This window comes from Microbacterium panaciterrae (assembly GCF_039541635.1).
In the GTDB taxonomy this organism is placed as follows: domain Bacteria; phylum Actinomycetota; class Actinomycetes; order Actinomycetales; family Microbacteriaceae; genus Microbacterium; species Microbacterium panaciterrae.
In genome coordinates this window covers 59,843-78,954 of record NZ_BAABGP010000024.1, presented here as the reverse complement: position 1 = coordinate 78,954, position 19,112 = coordinate 59,843, and the positions used below count along the sequence as shown (strand labels likewise).

The following is a 19,112-nucleotide window of genomic DNA, read 5'->3' as shown; positions in this document are numbered from 1 at the left end:
CCCGCCACGCCTAGAAGAGGACACGATGCACGCGCAGGACACCGCCCTGGACCGAGCCGCCGAGTGGCGCGACGACTCGGACGCCCTCGCTCGTCTCCGCGCGGATCCGAGCACGGACGTGCTGGTCGTGCGCGAGCGCCGCGTGCCGCTGGGCGACGGGCTGATCTTCCTCCCGTCCGGCGACCCCGTGCTCGCGCGGACCCGGCACTGGGCCCTGCTCGGCCGCCGCGCGGACGGATCCGGACTCCTGCTCGCCCTGCAGGATCCCGACGACGACACCGACGCGGACGGTTCGTTCGCGCCGCGCTGGGGCGACCTGCGCGAGGCGTTGCCGGTCCTCGGCGCGTTCGAGGCCGACGTCCTGGTCACCGCGATCGCGCTCGCCGGATGGCTGCGCGACGCCGGGTTCTGCCCGGTGTGCGGAGGCGTCGCGGAACTGCGGCAGAGCGGCTGGTCGCGCCGGTGCGTCTCCTGCGGCCGGGAGCACTTCCCGCGTACCGACCCCGCGGTCATCGTCGCGGTGCAGAGCGCGGACGGCGAACGCCTGCTGCTCGGCGCCAACGCGCAGTGGAAGGGTCGCATGTACTCGTGCTTCGCGGGGTTCGTGGAGGCGGGCGAGTCGCTCGAGACCACGGTGCATCGCGAGCTGTTCGAGGAGGCCGGTGTCCGCGTGCGCGATCTCGCGTACTTCTCCTCGCAGCCCTGGCCGTTCCCGCGCTCCCTCATGGTCGGCTTCCATGCCACGGTGGCCGACGGATCCGCGGCGCGCGGCGACGGCGAGGAGATCATCGACGTGCGCTGGCTCACCCGCGCGGAGATCGGATCCGCCCTGGCCGGCGCGGGACCGGTCGGGCTGCCGGGGGAGGCCTCCATCGCGCACCGACTGATCCTGGACTGGTACCGGCGGTGAGTGCGCTCGACGGCCTCGACGAGCGGCAGCGCGAGGCGGCGTCCGTGCTGCGCGGCCCCGTGGCGGTGCTCGCCGGCGCCGGCACGGGCAAGACGCGCGTGATCACGCACCGGATCGCGCACGGCGTGGAGACCGGCGCATACTCGCCGTCGCGGGTGATGGCGGTGACGTTCACCGCGAAGGCGGCGGGGGAGCTGCGCGGAAGGCTCCGCCGGCTCGGCGTGGAGGGCGTGGCGGCGCGCACGTTCCACGCCGCGGCGCTCGCGCAGCTCGGGTTCTTCTGGCCGTCGCTGGCGGGTGCTCCCGCACCCGCGATCGTCGACAACAAGGTGCGCCTGCTCGCGCAGGCCGCCGACCTGCTGCGGATCCGGCCCGACAAGGCCACCCTGCGCGACATCGCCTCCGCGATCGAATGGCGCAAGGTCGCGATGATCTCGATCGACGAGGCCGCGCAGCGAGGACGCTCGATCGGCCGCTTCGACGCGACGCAGGTCGCCGACCTGTCCCGCGCCTACGAGACGCTCAAGGACGACCGGCATCAGCTCGACTTCGAGGATGTGCTGCTGGCCTGCGCGGGGATGCTCGAGGCCGAGCCGCGGGTGGCGGCCGCCGTGCACGAGCAGTACCGGCACTTCACCGTGGACGAGTTCCAGGACGTCTCGCCGCTGCAGCACCGGCTGCTGGAGCTGTGGCTCGGGGATCGCGGCGACCTCTGCGTCGTCGGCGACGCCTCGCAGACGATCTATTCGTTCGCGGGCGCCGACCAGCGCTATCTGCTGGAGTTCGAACGCCGCCACCCCGACGCCACCGTGGTGCGGCTGGAGACGAACTACCGCTCCGCCGAACCCGTGCTGCAGGTGGCGAACGCGCTCATGCACGGCCGGCCTGGGGCGCTCGAACTCGCCGCCGCACCGGCGAACCCGCCGTCCGACGAGGTGGCGGAGACCGCATCCGTGATCGCGTTCGACAGCGATGCCGAGGAGGCGCGGGGGGTGGCCTCCGCGATCGCGGCGCGGATCGCGGCTGGGGCGCCGGCGGAGCAGATCGCCGTGCTGTACCGCGCGCACTCGCAGTCCGGCGCGCTGCTGCAGGCGCTCGCCGCGTCCGGCGTCGCGGCCACCGTGCTCGGCGGCCGGCGCTTCTTCGACATGCCGGAGGTGCGCCAGGCCGTCCAGGCGCTGCGCGCGGCCGCGGTCGCTCCGCAGCAGCACTCGTTCCTGCCCGCCGTCCGCGACGTGCTGCGCGGCCTCGGCTACACCGACGAGCCGCCCGAGGCGGGCGGAGCTCTCCGTGACGCGTGGGAGGCTCGCCGCGCGGTGCTGCGCCTCGCCGAGGACGCCCCGGCCGAGGCGAGCATGCGCACCTTCGCCGACGACCTGTTCGCGCGGGCGAAGGACCAGCACGAGCCCGTGCTGAGCACCGTCACGCTGTCGACCCTGCACGCCGCGAAGGGCCTGGAGTGGCCGCATGTCTACCTGATCGGGTGCTCGGAGGGCCTGCTGCCGATCTCGTACGCGAGCGGCTTCGACGCGATCGACGAGGAGCGCCGGCTCGCCTACGTGGGGATCACGCGGGCCGCGCGAACGCTGACGATGACGTGGTCGCGGGACGCAGATCGGGGCGGACGTCGTCCCTCGCGATTCCTCGGGGAGATCGGCAGCCGCACTCTGCGTGAAACTCCGCCGTCCGCGATGATCGGGGCCCGGCGCGGCTGATCCGGATCTGCAGGCCGACGCCGGCGCGCACCGCATCCGCGTGACCGGCGAGCAGATCGCCGACCGCGGCGGCGGCCGCGGCGATGCCCGCGAGCGGTATACGGCCGGGATCGCGCTCGAGCAGCTGCACGTGCAGCGCCGCCCACGCGGGATCCCGATCGCGGTCGTGCGCGTCACGGCAGGACAGGCAGGGCGTGCGGCCGGGGACGACGAGCGGCCCGACCGTCGAGCCGCCGGCGTCGAAGGACACCGGCAGGTGCGGGCGGTCCTCGGACAGCGACGACACCGCGTCCCGCGCGGGCACCGCGCCATGCCGGATCAGCAGGGCGGGCGCGGACGGGTCGTCCACGACGTCGACGCCGGCGTCGTCCAGGGCCTCCTCGAGCCGGAACACCGTCCTGGCGCCGACGACCGGGGCGGCGACCAGCCGGACCGCATGCCGTGCGGCGTCCGCGATGAGCAGGGGGTCGAGCAGGGCGCGCAGCCGGCGCGCGGCGGGCAGGGGCGCGCCGAGTCCGTGCGCGAGGACCTCGAAGCCCCGCTCCGGCACGCCGCGGGAGAGCTGATGCAGCAGCCGCGGCAGCCAGGGGCCCTCGACGGGCAGCGTCAGGGCTGCGTCGAGGCCGAACTGCACGGTGTCCGCGTCGCGCCACAGCACGGGGTGCGCCGGATCGAGGTGAAGCGTCGTGGTCATGCCACGATCATGACTGCGCCGGCGAGCGCGGCGGGCGCGCGATGCGGAATCGGTGGATAACCCGCTCAGACCGGCTTCTCGCCGGATCCATCCCCATCGGAGCCGCTCTCGGGGTCGTCCTCGTCGCCACCCTCCGCCGGGCCACCGAAGTCGTCGCCGCTGAGCAGCCGCTCCAGGGCCTCGTCCATCTCGTCCTGCGCCGGCTCTTCGCCGCGGGCGCGCGCCTGCAGCCGGGCCACGAGAGCGGCGGGGTCGTCGATGTCCGAGGCGTCCGGCATCAGATCGGGGTAATCCCACAGCGCGTCGCGCGCCTCGATGCCGACGGCGTCGGTGACGGCCTGCCACATCGCGGATGCCTCGCGCAGCCGCCGCGGCCGGATCTGCAGGCCGACCAGCGCACCCAGCGCATCCTCCGCGGGTCCGCCGGCGGCCCGGCGGCGACGCGCGGCCTCGGCGATCCGCGTGCTGTCCGGCAGGCGCGACGTGGCCTGCGTCGTGACCACGTCGACCCAGCCGTCGATCGTCGCGATGAGGTTCTCCAGCCGCTCCAGCGCCTCGCGCTGGGCCTCGGACTGCGCCGGCAGCAGCGCGCCGCCCTCGATCGCGCGGCGCAGCTCCTCCGGATCGCTCGGGTCGAGCCTGCTCGCGAGATCCTCGAGCGCGTCCATGTCGACCGTGACGCCCTTCGCGAACTCGGTGATCTGCGTCATCACGTGCAGATGCAGCCACCGCGCGTGCCGGTACAGCCGCGCGTAGGCGAGCTCTCGGGCGGCCAGATACAGCGCGATCTGGTCCTCCGGGATCTCCAGGCCCTCGCCGAACGCGGCCAGATTCTGCGGGATCACGGCCGCCGTGCCTGCCGGGAGCACCGGAATCCCCACATCGCCGCCGGAGACGACCTCGAGCGCGAGGTTGCCGAGCACCTGGCCGAACTGCGCCGCGAACACCGAGCTTCCGATCCCGCGCATGAGCCGGCCCGCGCCCTGCACCACGCTCTGCATGTCCTGGGGAGTCTGCCCCTCCAGCGCGGTCATGAGGGCGTCCGCGATGCTCGTCGAGACGGGGGTGGCGATCTCCTTCCACACCGGAAGGGTCTGCTCGACCCACTCGCCGCGGGTGAGCGCACGTGGCGCAGCGGCCAGCTCCGAGATCGTGGTGGCCTCGCCGACCCACAGATCCGCGAGGGCGAAGGCGTCGGCGAGCGAGGAGCGCGCACCCGTGTCGATGCCGAGCCCGTCGCGGTTCGCGATGTGCAGCGCCTGGCGCAGGGTGGTCTCCCACGGGTCCGTGTTCATGGCGTGCTGCATCTGCTGCATCATCTGCTGCATCATCGCCGGGTCGAGGTTCATCCCCTCCAGACCCTGCAGCGCGCTCAGGTCGATGCCTTCCGCGTTCTCGCCGAGCATGCGCCGCAGGAACTGCAGGAAGTCCTCGGAATTCGGGTCGTTCTCAGCCATCGCCCAGTCCCTCTCAGCACGTGTATAGCCCGTGCTGACTACGCTAGACGCACGAACTGATCGGCGGCCCGGATCCGGGCCGCTCCGCTGTACGCCGCTCGCGAACGAGCATCCGTCGGTCACCTGGGAGGCACCGTGACGAGCAGCCGCGCCGGGCGCGCCACCCGCATCGGGCTCGTGGCGTTCATCGTGTCGCTGGCCTCGCTGCTGGTGCTCACGTTCCTGCCGCTGCCGTTCGTGATCGAGCAGCCGGGGCCCGTGTTCAACACGCTCGGCAAGGTGCAGGACGCCCAGGGCAAGTCCGAGCCGCTCATCGCCGTCAACGGCGCGACGACCTATCCGACGAAGGGATCCCTGGATCTCACGACCGTGCAGGTCGTGGGCAACCGGGAGCATCCGCCATCCTGGATGGAGCTGGTGCTGGCCTGGTTCGATCCGTCCCGGGCCGTCGTCCCGATGGACGCGGTCTTCCCCCAGGGCGTGACCACCTCGCAGCGCGACCAGGCCAATCAGCTGATGATGGTCGACTCCCAGCAGGAGGCGACGGCCGCCGCGCTGCGTGAGCTCGGACACGACGTTCCCGTCACGATCCAGGTCGCCTCCGTGGTGGACGGATCGGCCGCGAGCGGCCTGCTGAAGCCGACGGACGTCGTCGTGGCCGTCGACGGCGTGAACCCGGCCGACGCGGACGCCCTGCGCGCGCAGATCCAGAAGTCCGACGGCGCGCCGGTGACGCTGACGATCGAGCGCGACGGGAAGCGGCAGGACGTCGCGGTGACCCCGCGCAAGCAGGACTCCAACGGCACCGCGACCTGGCTGCTCGGCATCACGCTGCAGCAGAAGTACGACTTCCCGATCGATGTGAAGCTCCAGCTCGACAACGTGGGCGGCCCCAGCGCCGGGATGATGTTCGCGCTCGGGATCATCGACACGCTCACCCCCGGCGAGCTGAACGGCGGCACGCAGGTCGCCGGTACCGGCACGATCACGGCCGACGGCACGGTCGGCGCGATCGGCGGCATCCGGCAGAAGCTGTACGGTGCACGATCGGCGGGCGCGGACTACTTCCTCGCTCCGGGATCGAACTGCAACGAGGTGTACGGGCACGTTCCCGCGGGGCTCACGGTGATCCGCACGGACAGCCTGGGCGAGTCGCTCAAGGCGCTCACCGTCATCGCGGACGGCGGGGACGTGAAGGCCCTGCCCACCTGCACGGCCGCCGACGTCAAGTAGCCCGACCGCGCACGGAGCATGCGGGCGTTCGCGACGGGCGAAGCCGGGGTCGCCGGCACGAAGGATGCCCAGGAGAGCCCGACCTAGGATGGGACGGTGACCACCTCCTCGGAATCGAATCCGGCCGCGCCCCGCACCACCCGACGCATCGTGCTCGCGACGGTGGTGATCCTCGCGGTGCTCATCGCGGCGTTCTTCGTGTTCGCCTCGATGTACACGGACTTCCTCTGGTACGACCAGCTGAACTTCGCGCAGGTGCTGACCACGCGCTGGATCGCGACGGCGGTGATGTTCGCGATCGGCTTCCTCGGCATGGCGGTGCCGATGTTCATCGCGATTCAGCTCGCCTACCGGCTGCGGCCCGTCTACGTGCGGCTGAGCTCGCAGCTGGACCGCTACCAGGAGGTCGTGGAGCCGCTGCGCCGACTGGCGATGTGGGGGATGCCGGTGTTCTTCGGCCTGTTCTCCGGCTTCGCCGCCGCCGGACAGTGGGAGACCGTCTGGCAGTGGGCGAACGGCGTCGCCACAGGCCAGAAGGACGCCCAGTTCGGACTCGACACCGGGTTCTACCTGTTCGCGCTGCCGTTCTACCAGGCGCTGCTCGGCTTCGTGTCGGCCGTGCTGATCCTGTGCCTGATCGTCTCCGCCGTCGTGCTCTACCTGTACGGATCCGTGCGCATCGGGCAGGGCGAGCTGCGCATCTCCAAGGCCGCGCGCGTGCAGCTGGCCGTGATCGCCGGGCTCTACCTCCTGGTGCAGGCCGTGAGCCTCTGGATGGACCGGTTCAAGACCCTGACCTCGCCCGAGGATCGGATCACCGGCCCCGCCTTCACCGGTGTCACCGCCGTGATCCCCGGGCTGTCGATCCTCGCGATCATCGCCGCCCTCGTCGCCGTGCTGTTCTTCATCACCGCGGTGATCGGCCACTGGCGCTTCCCGCTCGCCGCGACCGCGCTGCTCATCGTCGCCGCCCTCGTGGTCGGCGTCGGCTACCCGTGGGCGGTCAACACCTTCCAGGTCAAGCCCAACCAGAACCAGCTGCAGGCGCAGTACTACGAGCGCAACATCAAGGCCACCAAGGCCGCCTACGGACTCGACAGCGTGCAGACGACGCCGTTCAAGGCGCAGACCACCGCCGCGGCGGGACAGCTGCGCAGCGACGCCGACACCACCGCCTCGATCCGGATCATGGATCCGAACGTGATCCCGCCGACGTTCCAGCAGCTCGAGCAGTACCGCAGCTACTACAAGTTCCCCGAGAACCTCGACGTCGACCGGTACACGATCAACGGCAAGACCCAGGACGCGGTCGTCGCGGTCCGCGAGATCGACACCTCCCGGATCGGCAGCCAGACCTGGAACAACGACACCCTCGTCTACACGCACGGCTACGGGCTGGTCGCCGCCGCCGGCAACCAGCGCACCGATGACGGCGAACCCGTCTTCCTGGAGCGCGGGATCCCGACCTCTGGCGCCCTGACCGATTCGCAGAAGTACGAGCCGCGGGTGTACTTCGGCGAGTCGTCGCCGGCGTACTCGATCGTGGGCGCGCCGAAGGGCACCGCACCCACCGAGATCGACTACCCGCGCGGCAAGGACGCCAGCGAGAGCCAGACGAAGACCACGTTCACGGGCGACGGCGGGCCCCGCATCGGCAACTTCTTCACGAAGCTGCTGTACGCGCTGAAGTTCCAGTCCGAGCAGATCCTGTTCTCCGACGGCGTCAACGCCGACTCGCAGATCCTGTACGACCGGGATCCGGCGACGCGCGTCGCCAAGGCGGCGCCGTACCTGACGCTCGACGGCGACCCGTACCCGAGCATCGTGGACGGCCGCATCGTGTGGATCGTGGACGGTTACACCACCAGCTCCAGCTACCCGTACTCCTCGAGCGTGAACCTGCCGAAGGCGATCAGCGACTCGGTGAACACGGCGCCGGGCTTTGTCACCGACGACATCAACTACATCCGCAACTCGGTCAAGGCGACCGTCGACGCCTACGACGGCAAGGTGACCCTGTACGCCTGGGATCCGACGGATCCGGTGCTGAAGACCTGGCAGAAGATCTACCCGTCGACGCTCAAGCCGATCAGCGACATGTCGGCCCAGCTGATGAGCCACGTGCGCTACCCGACGGACCTGTTCAAGGTGCAGCGCGCCATGCTCGGCACGTATCACGTCAACGACGCCGCCTCCTTCGCCCGCCAGGACAACCAGTGGGAGACGCCGAACGACCCGCAGAGCGACACCAGCAACCCGAAGCTGCAGCCGCCCTATTACCTCACCATGAAGATGCCGGGGCAGACGGCCTCGCAGTTCTCCATGTACACGACCTTCATCCCCGCCTCGCAGGGTTCGACCAGCCGCAACGTGCTGATGGGCTACCTCTCGGTCGACGCCGACGCCGGATCCACGGCGGGCAAGAAGTCCGCCTCGTACGGCAAGCTGCGCATGCTCGAGATCGACGCGGACACCACGGTGCCGGGCCCCGGCCAGGTGCAGAACACGTTCAACTCGGACACGACGGTCGGCCAGCAGCTCAACCTGCTGAAACAGGGCCAGTCGGAGGTGATCCACGGCAACCTGCTGACGCTTCCCGTCGGAGGAGGGTTCCTCTACGTGCAGCCCGTGTTCGTGCAGGCGTCATCGGGCACGCAGCTGCCGCGCCTGCAGAAGATCCTGGTCGCCTTCGGTGACAAGATCGCCTTCGCAGACACGCTGACCCAGGCCCTGGACCAGCTGTTCGGCGGAGACTCGGGCGCGACCGGCGGTGACGGCAACCTCACGCCGACTCCGAACCCGACACCGTCTCCCGGCACCGGCGGCACGACCACGCCGTCCGGCAACACCGCCGCGATCCAGGCCGCGCTGCAGGACGCGAAGGCCGCGATGCTGGCGCGTGACGCCGCTCTCAAGGCGGGGGACCTGAGCGCGTTCGCGGTGCAGGACAAGGCCCTCACCGACGCGGTGAACCGGCTCATCCAGCTCGAGGGGTCGTCCAGCACCACCACGAAGTAGGCCCCGATTGGTGCCCTGTGAGATCCCGTGTTAGGCTATTCCTTGTGCCGCGGGGTGGAGCAGTTCGGTAGCTCGCCGGGCTCATAACCCGGAGGTCGCAGGTTCAAATCCTGTCCCCGCAACAAGAGAAGGCCCCCTGATCAGGAGAAATCCGATCAGGGGGCCTTCGGCATTCGTGCGTTCTTTCGGAGTTTCGGCACTCAGTGCGCACGCATCTGAGCGACGGCGGCCTCCCGGTCGATCATGTTCATCACGTCGCCGATCGAATTCACGAGCGGCGCCGGCGCGATGACCAGAGTGTTCTTGTCCACGCCGATCTCGACCAGCGTCTGCAGGGTCCGCAACTGGAGCGCGAGGGGGTGCGACATCATCGTGTCGGACGCGGTGCCCAGCTGGGCGGCGGCGAGCGCCTCGCCCTCCGCTGCGATGATCTTCGCCCTCTTTTCACGCTCGGCCTCGGCCTGCTTCGCCATCGCGCGCTTCATCGAGTCGGGCAGCAGGATGTCCTTGAGCTCGACGAGCGTCACCTCGACGCCCCAGTCCACGGTCGTGACATCGAGGATCTCGCGGATGTTCACGTTCAGCGCCGCCGTGTCGGAGAGCGTCTCATCGAGGTTGTGCTGGCCGACGACCTTGCGCAGCGTGGTCTGCGCGATCTGGTCGATCGCCGAGCGCACGTTCTCGATCGCGATCACGGACTTCACCGGATCCATGACTCGGTAATAGGCCACGGCGGACACCCCGACGGTGACGTTGTCCTTGGTGATGATGCCCTGGGACTGGATCGGCATCGTCACGATCCGCAGGGAGACCGGGATCAGGACGTCGACGATCGGGAAGATGAACCGGATCCCCGGCTCGCGCACATTGTGCAGCCGGCCGAAGCGCAGGACCACACCGCGTTCGTACTGGCGCACGATCCGGGCCGCCATGAAGAACACGATGATCACGACGATCGCGGCGAGGGAGATGATGATGAGCGGGATCATGGGAACCGCCTCCTCCGGCTCCGGTGACGTGCCGCGGGCCAGTGTCTCCATTTTCCCACCACGGCGCGCGGAGGGCGCGGTTTGTCGCGGGATCGTGCGGGATGATGGGATCCATGACCGCCGCAATCATGCCCGTCGCCGTCTGCCAGTTCGCGCCCGTCGCCGACCGCGGCTCGAACAGAGAACGGATCGGGGAGCTCGTGGCGCTCGCGGCGGATCGGGGGGCGCGCCTGGTCGTGCTGCCGGAGTACTCCAGCTTCTTCACGGATCCCTTCGACGAGTCCCTCGCCGCGCACGCGGAGGAGCTCGACGGACCCTTCTCCGCCCGGCTGCGCGAGCTCGCGGCCCGTCACGACGTCGTGATCGTCGCGGGGATGGTCGAGCGGGCGGACGCGGGACGGATCCGCAACACGCTCGTGGCCGCGGACGCGACCGGGATCCTCGCCGTCTACCGCAAGCAGCACCTGTACGACGCGTTCGGGCAGACCGAGTCGCGGTGGATCGAGCCGGGTGAGCTCGGATCCGCGGCGACGTTCCAGGTCGCCGGCCTGACGTTCGGCCTGATGACCTGCTACGATCTGCGTTTCCCGGAGGTCGCCCGCACGCTGGTCGACGCTGGGGCCGATGCGATCGTCGTGCCCGCCGAGTGGGTGCGCGGGCCGCTCAAGGAGGAGCACTGGATGACCCTCCTCGCCGCCCGCGCGATCGAGAACACGGCGTACGTCATCGCCGCCGATCACCCGACCCCGATCGGTGTCGGACGTTCCGCGGTGATCGATCCGCAGGGCGTCACGATCGCGGGCATCGGCACTTCTGAGGGGATCGCCGTCGCCGAACTCGACCCGGACCTCATCGCCCGGGTGCGCGAGGTCAATCCGGTGCTGCGGCTGCGCCGCTACCGCGTCATGCCGCGCTGAGCGATCTCAGTCACCCGCGCAGTCCCGCCAGCCGCGCGGCGGCCTCGGCGATCACCTCGGGCCGCTTGCAGGCGGCGAAGCGCACCAACCCGCGGTAGCGGGCGTGGTGCTCTGGGCGCACGAACGCCGTGAGCGGGATCGCTGCGACGCCGATCCGCTCGGGCAGCGCACGGCAGAACGCGGCCGCATCCGCGCCGCCGATGGCCGTCGCATCGGCCACGGTGAAGTACCCGCCGTCGGGGCGGTGCACCTCGAGGCCGGCCGCCGTCAGGCCCTCGGCGAGCAGGTCGTGCTTGGCGCGCAGCCGCTCGGCAGCACCCGTGAAGAACGCGTCCGGCAGGCGCAGGCCCGCGGCGACTGCCGGCTGGAACGGCGCCCCGTTGACGTAGGTGAGGAACTGCTTGACGCTGAGCACGGCGGTGATGAGGTCGGCAGGGCCGTGGATCCAGCCGATCTTCCATCCGGTCACCGAGAACGTCTTGCCCGCCGACGAGATCGTCAGGGTGCGCTCGGCGGCGCCCTCGATCGTGGCGAGGGGCACGTGCGGCGCCGTGAAGGCGAGATGCTCGTACACCTCGTCGGTCACGATGACGGCGTCGTGCCGCGTGGCGAGCCGGACGATCTCGGCGCGGATCTCGGGGGAGAGCACGGCGCCGGTGGGGTTGTGCGGGTCGTTCACGAGGATCACCCGGCAGCGGTCGGTGACAGCGGCGGCCAGTTCCGCCGGATCCGGCTGGAAGTCGGGCAGGCGCAGCGGAACCGTCCGCAGCGTGGCGCCGCTGAGCGCCGCGATGGCGGCGTAGGAATCGTAGAACGGCTCGAACACCACGATCTCGTCCGCGGGGCCGTCCACGAGGGCCAGGAGCGCCGCGGCGATCGCCTCGGTGGCGCCCGCCGTCACGAGGATCTCCCGGTCCGGATCCACCGCGAGCCCGTACCAGCGCCGTTGGTGCTCAGCGATCGCATGAAGCAGATCGGGCACGCCGCGCCCGGGCGGGTACTGGTTCGCGCCGTCCAGGATCGCGGCGCGCGCGGCTTCGAGCACCTCGGCGGGGCCGTCCTCGTCGGGGAAGCCCTGACCGAGGTTGATCGCGCCGGTTCGCGCCGCGAGCCCGGAGATCTCGGCGAAGATGGTGGGAGCGACGTCGCCCGTGGAAGAGAGCAGGCCCGCGCCTGCGGCCGTCCGACGCCACGCCCCGTGCAGGTTTCTCATGCCGCCCAGGGTAACGGCATAGCGGAATCTCCCATCGAGCATAAGAAAAACACAGAATCGAACGTCAGTCTGTAAGGGCAAGGTTCGAAGGAGCAGAGAAAATGAGCGAGCAGACGCCGCACCCCGACGCCGGACACTCCGTGCCCCCGGCGTTCTCGTCCACCCCCGCCGTGCCCGGCCACCCCGCACCCGCGGACGCCGCCGGCACGGCACCGACCCAGCCGATTCCGCCGACCGGCGGATACGGATTCCCGGCCGCCACCGAGGCGACGGCACCCGCCGGCGCGGCCTTCGGAGTCGTCACCGGTCCGGTCGCCTCCGCACCGGTGGCCACCGCCCACAAGCCCAAGAACGGCGTCGGCGGGGGCAAGATCGCCGCCATCGTCATCGCAGCCGCGCTGGTCGGCGGCATCGCCGGCGTCGGAGGAGCCGTCGGCTACGGCGCTCTCACGGCCTCGTCGTCGCCCTCCAAGACCGCCACCGGGCCGAGCACGGTGACGGTGAACAACCCCGAATCGGTCTCCCAGGCCACCGCGATCGCCGCGAAGGCCGTGCCGTCCGTGGTCACCATCAACGTCACCGGGTCCAGCGCCGCGGGTTCCGGATCGGGCATCGTGCTCGACAAACAGGGCCACATCCTCACCAATGCCCACGTGGCGACGCTCGACGGCCAGGTCTCCAACCCGACCATCACCGTGACCACGTCCGACGGACGGATCCTGGACGCGACCGTCGTCGGCATCGACCCGACCTACGACATGGCCGTGCTGCAGGTCAAGGACGGCTCGAGCCTCACGCCGATGGAGTTCGCCGATTCGTCGAAGCTCAACGTCGGTTCCATGACCGTCGCCGTGGGCGCCCCGCTGGGCCTCGCGAACTCGGTGACCACCGGGATCGTCAGCGCGCTGAACCGCAGCATCCAGATCCAGTCCTCGGCGGCGCCGTCCGGCGGCGGCAGCACACCGCAGCAGAGCCCGAACCCGGACGGCCAGCAGCCGTTCCAGTTCGACATCCCGGGCCGCGGATCCGGCTCGTCGAGCGCGACGGCGACGATCTCGATCGCCGTCATCCAGACCGACGCGGCGATCAACCCCGGCAACTCCGGCGGAGCGCTCGTGGACAGCGACGGCAAGCTGATCGGGGTGAACGTCGCGATCGCGAGCACCGGATCCTCGTCGTCCTCGTCCGCCCAGTCCGGCAACATCGGCGTCGGATTCGCGATCCCGTCGAACATCGCGCACCGCATCGCGAACGACATCATCGCGAAGGGCACGGCCACGCACGGCCTGCTTGGCGCGTCGGTGCAGGACGCGAGCAGCGTCAAGGGCGCCACGGTCGTCGGCGCGGCGATCGCCTCCGTCACGAACGGCGGCGCCGCGGCTGCGGCCGGCCTGCAGGCGGGCGACATCGTCACCGGCTTCAACGGCACGCCGATCACCGATGCGAGCGACCTCACCGCGCAGGTGCGGGCGATCGCCGGCGGCGGCACCGCGAAGCTGACGTTCGACCGCAACGGACAGTCTCAGGATGTGACGGTTACGCTGGGCACGCTCTCCCAGTGATCCGCCGCTCCTGACCCGGGCGCTGCCCCGCTCGAACCACGAAGGAGAAGGACGCCACCCCGCGATAGGCTCGCGGGGTGGCGTCCTTCTCCTTCCGTGCGGGCAACGCCGGCAAGCTGCTGCGGATCCCGCTCTACCTCGCCGGACGCCTCGGCACCCTCGTCATCCCGCGCGGCCGCGGCTGGGTGATCGGATGCGGGGCGGGGATCGGCGACGGCGCCCTCGCGCTCTGGACGGCCGCGTCCGCGGTCGGGGAGAGCCCGCTCTGGCTGACCGGTTCCGCGCGGGAGGCTCGCGACGCCGGCGCGCTCGGGATCCGCACGATCCCCAAAGGGGGCCTGCGCGGCTGGTGGGTGACCGCCCGTGCTGGCGTGGTCGTGGTCACGCACGGATTCGGCGACGCGAACCGCTACGCCACGTCCGGCGCGTTCCTCGTGCAGCTCTGGCACGGGATCCCGCTCAAGCGCATCGGCCTGGACTCCCCGGCGACCGTGCAGAGCGCCTTCCTGCCGCGCTTCGCGCCCCTGCAGCGTCTCATCGGCGCCCTGTATCGAGCGCAGACCCGGCGCATCCGGGTGCTGCCGGCCGCCTCGGATCGTGCGCGCGGGCGGCTCGAGTCGGCCTTCGCGCTCGGCGTGGAGCAGGTGCTCGTGACCGGCGAGCCGCGCGTCGACGTGCTCTCTGCGGGGGAACCCGCGGTACGCCGGGCGCAGGCCGTCACCCTCCGCGATACGGCGGTCGGGATGATTCCGGACGACGCCAAGGTCGTGCTGTACGCGCCGACCTGGCGGGACGGCGCCGCCGACCCCGCCGTGCCCTCGGATGCCGAGTGGGAGCGGATCGTCGCGATGCTCAAGCGCACGAACACCGTGCTGCTGGTGCGCTCGCACCCGCTCGGCGAGGGCGACTACCGTCCGCCGATCGAGACCGATCTGGTGCGCGCGATCGGTTCCGCGCTGGTGCCCGACATCACACCCGTACTCCCGGCCGTCGACGTGCTCATGACCGACTACTCCTCGCTCGCCTACGATGTCGGACTGCTGGACATGCCCGTCGTCTACCTGGCTCCGGATCCGGACGAGTACGCGCGCACCCGCGGCTTCTACGGCCGCTACGCCGACGTCGCGGGGGACGATCCTGCCTCCGACTGGGAAGAGGCGGTCGCCCAGCTCGAGCAGACACTCGCGGGCGGTGCGGAGGCCGCCCGCCGGGCCGCGCGCTCGCGGCAGCTGAGCGCCGAAATGCACGCGCACCGCGACGGCCGCAACGCCGAGCGCGTCCTCGCGGCGATCCTCGCCCGCACCGCACCGCACCGAAAGGAAACGCATGACCACTGTCCGCGTCGATGAGGCGCAGCAGTCGCTGCTGATCGCAGGCTCCGGGCCCGCTCCCGTTTCGGTCGAGCTGCTCGGGTCGCGCGCCGCGGCTTACGGCGCCGCGGTGGACGGTGTCGAGGGCTGGACCGCGATCGTGCCGCTGCACGTGTCGCGCTGGGGCGGACCCGAGCTGCCGCTGCCGAGCGGGGACTACGTGCTCACCCTCGATGGTTCCCCGATCGAAGACGTGCGGCTGGATCCGGTGCTCCTCGAACGGCTGCGGGTGTCGGCGGAGGGCGGGAGGATCCGGATCGCCCCGCCGATCGACCCCGCCTACGAGACAGCGGAAGGCCGCCTCGCACTTGAGGGGCGCTATGTCTCGCTGCCGGGCGCACGGGAGAACGCCGTGTTCTTCGAGTCCTTCTACGGCCAGGGCAGCGGCTGCAACCCCGGGGCGATCGATCGGGAGCTCGCCCGGCGCGCCCCCGGGGTCACCCGGTACTGGAGCGTGGTGGATCTGTCGGTGCCCGTGCCGGAGGGCGCCGTGGCCGTCATCGAGGGGTCCCCGGAGTGGTGGCGGGCTCGCGCCGACGCGCGGCTGCTCGTCGTGAACGACTGGCTGCGCCGCCGGTTCGACCGCAAGCCCGGTCAGCGGGTGCTGCAGACCTGGCACGGCACGCCGCTCAAGCGGCTCGCGCTGCACCGCTCCGGCTTCCATCCGCGGCGCTGGCTGGCGGTGCTGCGCGAATCGCGGCGCTGGGACGCGCTGCTCGCGCAGAACCCGTACGCCGCACGAGTCCTCGGCAAGGCGTACGCGTTCCTGCGCCGGCCGATCTGGGTCGACGGCTATCCGCGCAACGACCTGCTCAGCACCGGAGACGCCGCCCGGATCCGCACCGCGCTGGGCATCGACGCGGACGAGCGGGTGCTGCTGTACGCCCCAACCTGGCGCGACGACCGCACGGAGATGGTCGACTTCCTGGACCCGAACGCGCTCGCCGCGGCCGCCGACGCCGTCGTGCTGGTGCGCGGTCATTCGCGGACCATCCGCCCGGGCCGCGATCATGCCGGTGCGCGGGTCATCGACGTCACCGGGCACCCGGACACCGCTGAGCTGCTCCTGGTCGCAGACGCGCTCATCACGGACTACTCGTCCGTGATGTTCGACTTCAGCGCGACAGGCAAGCCGATGTACTTCCTGGTCCCCGATCTGGATCACTACCGCGGCACGCTGCGCGGCTTTTACTTCGATCTCGCCGAGCGCGCCCCGGGGCCGCTGGTGCGCACGCAGGACGAGCTCATCGCCGCGCTCGAGGACGTGTCAGCGGTGGCCGCGCATGCGCCCCGCTACGTCGCCTGGCAGGCGCAGTTCAACGGCCGCGACGACGGATCCGCTGCGCGCCGCGTCGTGGACCGGATCGTCGATCACGGCTGGCTCGACGCCTGACACCTCTCGAGGTGCTCAGGGCAGCGGCGTGTTGCGCGTGCCCAGGCGCGAGGCGTCGACCGTGTCGTGCGCACCGCGGAGCACGCCGGTGAGGAAGCCGAGCCCCCATGACAGGTGCATGGTCGGTAGCACCGCCAGCGTCCACACGCGCTCACGCGGGCTGCGCGGCGGATCCGTGGAACGGCCGCGCACGAGCGCCATCGCGATCACGAGCAGGGCGTAGGCGACCAGCGGGAGGTACACGACTGAGGCGAGCACGGATCCGATCCCGGCGAGCACGCCGGTCAGCTGCAGCACTCCGACGATCAGCGCGAGCGCCACGATCAGCACGAGCGCGGGGGGTGCGAAGAACCGCACGCCGTTGCGGCGCCCGTAGCGGCGCACGAGCTCTCCGCGCCACGCGCCGGTCGCACGGAACTGGCGGGCGAGGCGGATCCAGCTCTCGCGGGGCCAGTACGTCACGGCGAGCTGCGGGTCGAACCACACGGCGTATCCGGCCTGGCGGATGCGCAGGTTCAGCTCCCAGTCCTCGCCACGCCGGATGGACTCGTCGAACAGCCCGATCTCCTCCAGCACCGCGCGGCGCATGACGCCGAGGTAGGCGGACTCTGCCGGACCCTCCTTGGTGCCGCCGTGATAGCTGCCGCCGCCGAGGCCGAACGGGGAGTTGTAGGCGCGGGCGACGGCTGCCTGGAACGGCGTGCGACCGTTGGCGCGCATGACGCCGCCGACATTCGCCGCTCCCGTGCGGTTCAGGGTCGCGAGGCCCTGGCGCGCGTAGCCGGGGGAGAGCTCGGAGTGCGCGTCCACCCGAATCACCGTCGGGTGGACGCTGGCGCGGATCGCGGCGTTCAGGCCGACCGGGATGTCCGCGGCGGGGTTGTGCACGATCCGCAGCCGCGGCTCCGCGGCCGCGAGGCGCTCGGCGACCTCGGTGGTGCCGTCGGTGGAGGGGCCGAGGGCCAGCACGAGCTCGGTGGGACCTGTGACATCCTGTGCGAGCACCGACTGCACCGCGTGCTCGAGATAGGCGCGCTCGTTCAGCACCGGCATCACGAACGACACCCCGCTGTCCTCCGGGAGGGGCACTCCCGGACTGCGGGGGGAAGGATCGCTCTGGCTCACCCGTCGATCCTTTCACGTCCCGCCTGCATGGCTTGTTCAATCGAAACCATCAGCGGGGTGATTCGGAATAAAGAACCAGCTCAGTAGCCAAAAAAGGGGTCGAGTGATCTAGAAGAAATGTTCGATAGTTGGTAGAATCGTGGTATGTCCAACACCCTCGCCCCTCTGCTCGAAGCCGCAAGGCTCCTCGAGCAGACGTGGGCCGGTGCTGGGTCGGGGAGCGACCTCTCCCGAGCGCAGCTGATCGCGGTGAACGACGCGATCGGGCAGCTCAAGCGCACCGCCGATGCCGTGCATTCGGAGGTCGCCGCGAGCGTGGCCTTTGAGTCCCGACGCGAGCTGGGTCCGCAGTCGCTGGCGAAGCAGCAGGGCTTCCGCACCGCCGCTCAGCTGATCGCGATGACGACCGGCGCGTCCACCGGCGACGCCGTGCGTCTGGTGAAGGTCGGGCAGGCGACGGCGCCCCGTACCAACCTGATCGGGGAGGCCCTGCCGGCGAAGTTCCCTGACGTGCGTGAGGCGCTGCGTGCCGGACGGATCGGAGCACCCGCAGCCGATCTGATCCTGACGTTCCTGGACCGGATGATCCCGAAGGTCGGCCGGGAGTGTGTCGCCGAGGCCGAGGTGTTCCTCGTGCATCAGGCGCCGGGGCTCTCCCTCGACGAGGTGCGCAAGATGATCACTCGCCTGGAAGCGCATCTCGACCCGGACGGCGTGGAGCCGCGCGAGGGCGACCTTCGCGGGCAGGCGTCACTGCGCATGTTCCAGCGAGCGGGGATGCTGCACATCAACGCCGTCCTGGATCCGGAGCGGGGCGCTCCGGTGCAGGCCGCGATCCACGGTTTCGTGTCGGCCGAGTTCGCCGCGAAGCGAGACGGGCGGGACCGGAACGCGCCAGATGCGGATCGCCATGATCTCACGGCGATCCAGGCGGATGCGCTGGTGCATCTCGCCGAACACGCCCTGTCGTGTGAAAGTGTCGAAAGCCTCAACGGGGCCACCGTCGTCGTCCGGGTCGATCTGCAGGATCTCGAGAGCGACACTGGATCCGGTCTGATCGACGGGATCGAGCAGCCGGTGAGCATCGCAACGGTCCGGCGGATGGCCGCCGATGGCGGAGTCATCCCGTGGGTCTGCGGGTCCGACGGCGAAGTGCTGGACTGGGGCCGCTGTCGGCGACTGTTCAGCCCGGCGCAGAAGCTCGCGCTGCGAGAGCGCGACGGAGGGTGCGCGTTCTGCGGCCTCCCGCCCAGCATGACGAAGGCGCATCACATCCGCTGGTGGTCACGAGACGCCGGGCCCACCGATCTTTCGAACGGGGTGCTGCTCTGCGAGACCTGCCAACACCTCATCCACGATGTCGGCTGGGAAATCCGTATCGAGGGTGACAGCGTCTTCGGCAAGGTGTGGTTCCTGCCACCTCCGCACGTGGATCCGTTGCGGACGCCGCGGCTCGGTGGCAGAGCTCGCATCGAAGTCCTCACATGATCTCGCGGTGCTATGCGGAGTTACGCTG

General features: G+C 70.7%; 13 protein-coding genes and 1 tRNA gene. 10 read left to right on the top strand and 4 right to left on the bottom strand.

Translation table 11 applies throughout. From position 1 onward, the window contains the following. Positions 1–25 precede the first annotated feature (25 nt). Both nudC and ABD882_RS16925 read left to right on the top strand, forming a co-directional pair. Positions 26–910 carry an NAD(+) diphosphatase gene (gene nudC / locus ABD882_RS16930; RefSeq protein ID WP_345188589.1) on the top strand — a complete coding sequence of 295 codons (885 nt, stop codon included), beginning with the start codon at positions 26–28 and terminating at the stop codon, positions 908–910. Next, entirely contained in the window at positions 907–2,625 is a 1,719-nt protein-coding gene (locus ABD882_RS16925; protein WP_345188588.1) for an ATP-dependent helicase, read from the top strand. The genes nudC and ABD882_RS16925 overlap by 4 nt, the downstream gene beginning before the upstream one ends. A gap of 759 nt (positions 2,626–3,384) precedes the next feature. Here the strand turns inward: ABD882_RS16925 and ABD882_RS16920 are convergent. Next, positions 3,385–4,776 (bottom strand): zinc-dependent metalloprotease, encoded by a 1,392-nt coding sequence (locus ABD882_RS16920; RefSeq protein ID WP_345188587.1) that lies wholly within the window; start codon positions 4,774–4,776, stop codon positions 3,385–3,387. A 135-nt stretch (positions 4,777–4,911) separates the two neighbouring features. Here ABD882_RS16920 and ABD882_RS16915 point away from each other — a divergent pair, with 135 nt between their 5' ends. The 3 genes from ABD882_RS16915 to ABD882_RS16905 all read left to right on the top strand — a co-directional run bounded on the left by ABD882_RS16915 (position 4,912) and on the right by ABD882_RS16905 (position 9,149). Beyond that, on the top strand, positions 4,912–6,009 hold the full coding sequence (locus ABD882_RS16915; protein ID WP_345188585.1) for a YlbL family protein: 1,098 nt from the start codon (positions 4,912–4,914) through the stop codon (positions 6,007–6,009). Between the two features lie 96 nt (positions 6,010–6,105). Then, entirely contained in the window at positions 6,106–9,027 is a 2,922-nt protein-coding gene (locus ABD882_RS16910) for a UPF0182 family membrane protein (protein WP_345188584.1), read from the top strand. Positions 9,028–9,075: 48 nt separating this feature from the next. Continuing rightward, a tRNA-Met gene (locus tag ABD882_RS16905) sits at positions 9,076–9,149 on the top strand. A gap of 78 nt (positions 9,150–9,227) precedes the next feature. Here ABD882_RS16905 and ABD882_RS16900 read toward each other — a convergent pair. Beyond that, the gene (locus ABD882_RS16900) at positions 9,228–10,016 is read right to left on the bottom strand and encodes a slipin family protein (RefSeq protein WP_345188583.1); all 789 of its coding nucleotides are present in this window, start codon (positions 10,014–10,016) and stop codon (positions 9,228–9,230) included. Positions 10,017–10,129: 113 nt separating this feature from the next. Here ABD882_RS16900 and ABD882_RS16895 point away from each other — a divergent pair, with 113 nt between their 5' ends. After that, positions 10,130–10,933, top strand: a complete 804-nt coding sequence (locus tag ABD882_RS16895) for a carbon-nitrogen hydrolase family protein (protein WP_345188582.1) — start codon at positions 10,130–10,132, stop codon at positions 10,931–10,933. Positions 10,934–10,943: 10 nt separating this feature from the next. Here ABD882_RS16895 and ABD882_RS16890 read toward each other — a convergent pair whose 3' ends face one another. Further along, positions 10,944–12,146, bottom strand: coding sequence for an aminotransferase class I/II-fold pyridoxal phosphate-dependent enzyme (locus ABD882_RS16890; protein WP_345188581.1), 1,203 nt, complete (start codon positions 12,144–12,146; stop codon positions 10,944–10,946). Positions 12,147–12,247: 101 nt separating this feature from the next. Between ABD882_RS16890 and ABD882_RS16885 the strand changes: the two genes are divergently transcribed. The 3 genes from ABD882_RS16885 (at position 12,248) to ABD882_RS16875 (ending at position 16,471) form a co-directional block, all read left to right on the top strand. After that, positions 12,248–13,708 carry a S1C family serine protease gene (locus ABD882_RS16885; RefSeq protein WP_345188580.1) on the top strand — a complete coding sequence of 487 codons (1,461 nt, stop codon included), beginning with the start codon at positions 12,248–12,250 and terminating at the stop codon, positions 13,706–13,708. Positions 13,709–13,785: 77 nt separating this feature from the next. Further along, the gene (locus ABD882_RS16880) at positions 13,786–15,057 is read left to right on the top strand and encodes a CDP-glycerol glycerophosphotransferase family protein (protein WP_345188579.1); all 1,272 of its coding nucleotides are present in this window, start codon (positions 13,786–13,788) and stop codon (positions 15,055–15,057) included. After that, the gene (locus tag ABD882_RS16875) at positions 15,035–16,471 is read left to right on the top strand and encodes a CDP-glycerol glycerophosphotransferase family protein (RefSeq protein ID WP_345188578.1); all 1,437 of its coding nucleotides are present in this window, start codon (positions 15,035–15,037) and stop codon (positions 16,469–16,471) included. Before ABD882_RS16880 ends, ABD882_RS16875 begins: the two co-directional genes overlap by 23 nt. A gap of 15 nt (positions 16,472–16,486) precedes the next feature. On the opposite strand, the gene ABD882_RS16870 is transcribed toward ABD882_RS16875, so the two are convergent. Beyond that, a complete protein-coding gene (locus ABD882_RS16870; protein ID WP_345188785.1) occupies positions 16,487–17,524 on the bottom strand; it encodes a glycosyltransferase family 2 protein in 1,038 nt (345 codons plus the stop codon). A 216-nt stretch (positions 17,525–17,740) separates the two neighbouring features. On the opposite strand from ABD882_RS16870, the gene ABD882_RS16865 reads away from it, so the two are divergent. Further along, positions 17,741–19,084, top strand: coding sequence for a DUF222 domain-containing protein (locus tag ABD882_RS16865; RefSeq protein ID WP_345188577.1), 1,344 nt, complete (start codon positions 17,741–17,743; stop codon positions 19,082–19,084). Positions 19,085–19,112: the final 28 nt, after the last annotated feature.

Bases quoted from the DNA above. Each gene is read 5' to 3' on its own strand.
- nudC (WP_345188589.1), top strand. From the start codon at position 26: ATGCACGCGCAGGACACCGCCCTGGACCGAGCCGCCGAGTGGCGCGAC.
- ABD882_RS16920 (WP_345188587.1), bottom strand. From the start codon at position 4,776: ATGGCTGAGAACGACCCGAATTCCGAGGACTTCCTGCAGTTCCTGCGG.
- ABD882_RS16900 (WP_345188583.1), bottom strand. From the start codon at position 10,016: ATGATCCCGCTCATCATCATCTCCCTCGCCGCGATCGTCGTGATCATC.
- ABD882_RS16895 (WP_345188582.1), top strand. From the start codon at position 10,130: ATGACCGCCGCAATCATGCCCGTCGCCGTCTGCCAGTTCGCGCCCGTC.
- ABD882_RS16890 (WP_345188581.1), bottom strand. From the start codon at position 12,146: ATGAGAAACCTGCACGGGGCGTGGCGTCGGACGGCCGCAGGCGCGGGC.
- ABD882_RS16885 (WP_345188580.1), top strand. From the start codon at position 12,248: ATGAGCGAGCAGACGCCGCACCCCGACGCCGGACACTCCGTGCCCCCG.
- ABD882_RS16875 (WP_345188578.1), top strand. From the start codon at position 15,035: ATGACCACTGTCCGCGTCGATGAGGCGCAGCAGTCGCTGCTGATCGCA.
- ABD882_RS16870 (WP_345188785.1), bottom strand. From the start codon at position 17,524: ATGCCGGTGCTGAACGAGCGCGCCTATCTCGAGCACGCGGTGCAGTCG.
- ABD882_RS16865 (WP_345188577.1), top strand. From the start codon at position 17,741: ATGTCCAACACCCTCGCCCCTCTGCTCGAAGCCGCAAGGCTCCTCGAG.